Below are 3,297 nucleotides of genomic sequence, written 5' to 3'. Positions count from 1 at the left end.
GGACTGGATCCGATTCCGCCGTGCGACCCCCGGTTCAGTCCATGGGCTCGGTCAGTTACGCGGCCGGCGTGCCGGCAGCCAGTCTCCGAGATAGTGAAGTATCCTTGGTATTCCGCAGTTTTCCAGGAGCGCTACGGCTGGTGACCCGGTGCCGTCCGTTGCCGGTGATGACTGAAACCGATTCCGCCCATCGTTCTCCGATTCAGTGCCGGGTTGTCCCGCCCCGCTCAATTCCCATAATCCTCACCATTGTCCACTCGCATCCCGCCGCTCAAACCATCCGATTGAACGACGAGGCAGTCCAGAAAGATGACAACCCCGAACAAATCAAATGAGCAGAATACAACGGCACGACTATCTGCGGCATGTGTATACGTGTGGGCGGCTATCTGAGGTATCTGTAGTACCGGACGAGGGGTATCTCGCGTATTTGTGTGCGCCGGCGGCCGATACCCGGAGTATGCCCGTTGAAATTGCGCGGGTCATACTTGCAGTATCGGGTGCATACGCACACAGATAGTGAAGATATGGTCGGGGAGGTACTACAGATAGACGAGATGCACGCCCGCCAGCACCTCATCAGTACCGCAGATATGCAAATGCCGGTATCAGGCACCGGTTCGGGTCGCCGATTGCGCGGTCCCGCCTGGGTAAAGCTTTGCATCACATCGGGCACGCACCTAATACATGTGCACTCGCGTGAACGGCGTGGCACAGGCTGCGTCTCACCTGGACCGCGTCATGCGAATGGCATCACACGAACGGCTACGTGAACGGCATCACCGCCGGCTGTCGACGACGCGCCGCTTCAATCAGCCGATCGACGATTTCACGCCGGCTCAACCCGGTCTGCGAGCGCAGCGGGTCCACGCGTTTGACGACGGATTTCACGGCTTTGTCCGACATCTTCTCCTGTGAAACCCGCAGTACGCGGGACATGGCGACCGCATCGATGTCGTAAGCCATGGTCACGTGATGCAGCACGGCTCCCGGCCCTTTCCCAATCGGTGGGAACCGTCGCTGGGCTGCCCCTGCAATCTTCCCCGCACTTGACGAGATGTCGTTGATTGAGCTGAACGAGGCCTCGATACCCAAATCACGCAGGGCGTCAATCAGCCATTGGTCGCACAGCCGATAGGATTCCTCGATGTCCATGCCGGCGACGAAATCACGCGGGGCATACAAGGAGTAGGTGATGGTGTTGCCCGGTTCGATGAACATGGCTCCCCCGCCCGTGCAACGACGGACGACGGTGAACCCGGACTGCTGCGCCTGGTCAAGATTCACTTCGTCTTCGATCGACTGGAATCTGCCGATGACCACGGCGGGCACGGCCCACTCCCAAAAGCGCATGGTAGGCGGCATCTTACCTGCGGCGACGCGCTCGGCCAGGCGGATATCGAGGTCCATTTGCTCCTGGGGCATGCGCGGGGTGTCGTGGATGACTTCCGGTTTCAGCGCCTGCCAGCGGGCTCGACGGCGTCGTTCCGCCTTCCGCTCGGCTTGTTCAAGGGTGCGATGTGCTTGGCTGGATGTTGTCGCCGCGTGGCCGCGCGACGATGCGGTATCACGTATCGCTGTGGAGTGCGGTGCCGCGCCGCCGTTGCCGACCGCCCGGTGGAATGCGATGAGAAACGCGTTGGCATCGGCGCCGATCAACTGGACGTGCGAATGGGCGGCGAATACAGTTTCGAGGTCGTCCCCGTGCCGCAACGCATTCGCGAGCGCCTTCAGCATGGTTTGTTGCTCGGATTCCTCGCCTTCCATGAAGAAATCGCCGTCAATGCTGCATGAAGTGATGAAACCGGCGGGGTCACACGCCACTGTGACCCCGACAAGCTTGCCGCCTGGAGTTTTATATTCACCGCGCATAGGGCAGATCCTCAGTCCCGAAGCTCGTACCCCTTGCCGTCCTTATGCCATTCACTGCCTGTGGATGACGACAGGATAAGAATGCCCTCAATCAGCCCCCAGATACCTGCGATAACAGGACCAACGAGCACAATCCAGCCGATAAGCGTCAACAACAGCTGAGCTACTGCCTTGCCGGTGTTGCCGAGATAGAAATTATGCACCCCGAGAGAGCCGAAGAAAATACCCAGCAGACCGGCTGCGATTTTTGACTTCTGGCCGACGTATCCATACCCGCCGTAGTTCGCCGGCGGATACGGGTAGCCTTGCGCAGCCTGATACGGCTGCTCATACGACTGCTGATACTGCTGGCCGTAGGCCTGCTGCTGGTACTGGTAGCCCTCGCCCATCGCGACTCCGGCCGCCGGGTAAGCTGCCGACGCTGCAGGCTGCTCGTACGGCTGCTCGTACGATTGCGGCGCCGCGTACTGGTATCCCTCTTGATATTGGGTGGTTTGGGTGTTGCCCTGGCCATAGGTGTATTCCTGCGATGCCGGCTGGGAATATTGCGCGTACCCGGACTGATCCGACTGGGACTGGCCGTACTGATTGTACTGACCGTACTGATCAGGCGCAGGCTGCGATTGCGCGGATGGCTGCTGACCGTACTGCTGCTCGTACGACGGCTGCTGGCCATACGCGGGCTGCTCATACGACGGTTGCCCGGAAGCAGACTGATCAAACTGCTGCGGTTGGAACTGGTCATACTGCGGCTGGGCGGACTGCTGACCGTATTCCTGACTGTATTGAGGTTGCTGAGTTGCCGATTGTGGTTCCGGAGCAGCCTGCGCGGACTGCTCGTACTCCGACTGCTGCGATGCAGCCGACGCGTACTGGGACTGCTGCGGCGCTTCCTGACCAATGATGTCGGAAGCCTGGCTGTTCTGGTTATTTTCTTCCATACCGTCAGTATCGCATAACCCATGCCTTTGCCGATGCCGAAGCCGTCGTCCATGGACATCCAGCGTTTGCAATGCGAAACCCACCGAAACCACACCCCCGTGGACGTTCAATCACAAGCAGGACCGCCAAACCCGGTGTGTGTCACGCTACGCATGCCCCGACATACACAACCCAACAAAACCGCTCCCTTCCCCCGACCACACAAGCCATTCCACCCACTCACGCATGCCCAGACATACACAGCCTGACGCATCAAGTACGATCCGCCACCCCGAGTCATCAAGCACGCACCCACGCATACCCCGACATACGCAACCCGTCAGAACTGCTCCCCTCCACACAACCTCACAAGCCATTCCACCCATCCACGCATGTCCAGACATACGCAACCCGTCAAATCCAGCGATGCCTCCCAACCACCAACGCTGTTTCAACAGGCCACGCATGCCCTGACATACACAACCCGTCAGAACCCCACCAAAT

General features: G+C 59.6%; 2 protein-coding genes. Both read right to left on the bottom strand.

Annotation, left to right across the window (positions count from 1 at the left end; all coding sequences use genetic code 11):
• Positions 1 to 765: 765 nt before the first annotated feature.
• Positions 766 to 1,872, bottom strand: a complete 1,107-nt coding sequence (locus ACI38B_RS03770; protein ID WP_439729581.1) for a lipoate--protein ligase family protein — start codon at positions 1,870 to 1,872, stop codon at positions 766 to 768.
• Between the two features lie 11 nt (positions 1,873 to 1,883).
• Positions 1,884 to 2,813, bottom strand: a complete 930-nt coding sequence (locus ACI38B_RS03765) for an NINE protein (RefSeq protein WP_439729580.1) — start codon at positions 2,811 to 2,813, stop codon at positions 1,884 to 1,886.
• Positions 2,814 to 3,297 lie beyond the last annotated feature (484 nt).

This window comes from Bifidobacterium sp. (assembly GCF_051876855.1).
In the GTDB taxonomy this organism is placed as follows: domain Bacteria; phylum Actinomycetota; class Actinomycetes; order Actinomycetales; family Bifidobacteriaceae; genus Bifidobacterium.
The sequence above is the reverse complement of the archived record's forward strand: the minus strand, read 5'-3'. Positions and strand labels throughout refer to the sequence as shown.

Coding starts and splice junctions, on each gene's coding strand:
- ACI38B_RS03770 (WP_439729581.1), bottom strand. CDS start 1,872: ATGCGCGGTGAATATAAAACTCCAGGCGGCAAGCTTGTCGGGGTCACA.
- ACI38B_RS03765 (WP_439729580.1), bottom strand. CDS start 2,813: ATGGAAGAAAATAACCAGAACAGCCAGGCTTCCGACATCATTGGTCAG.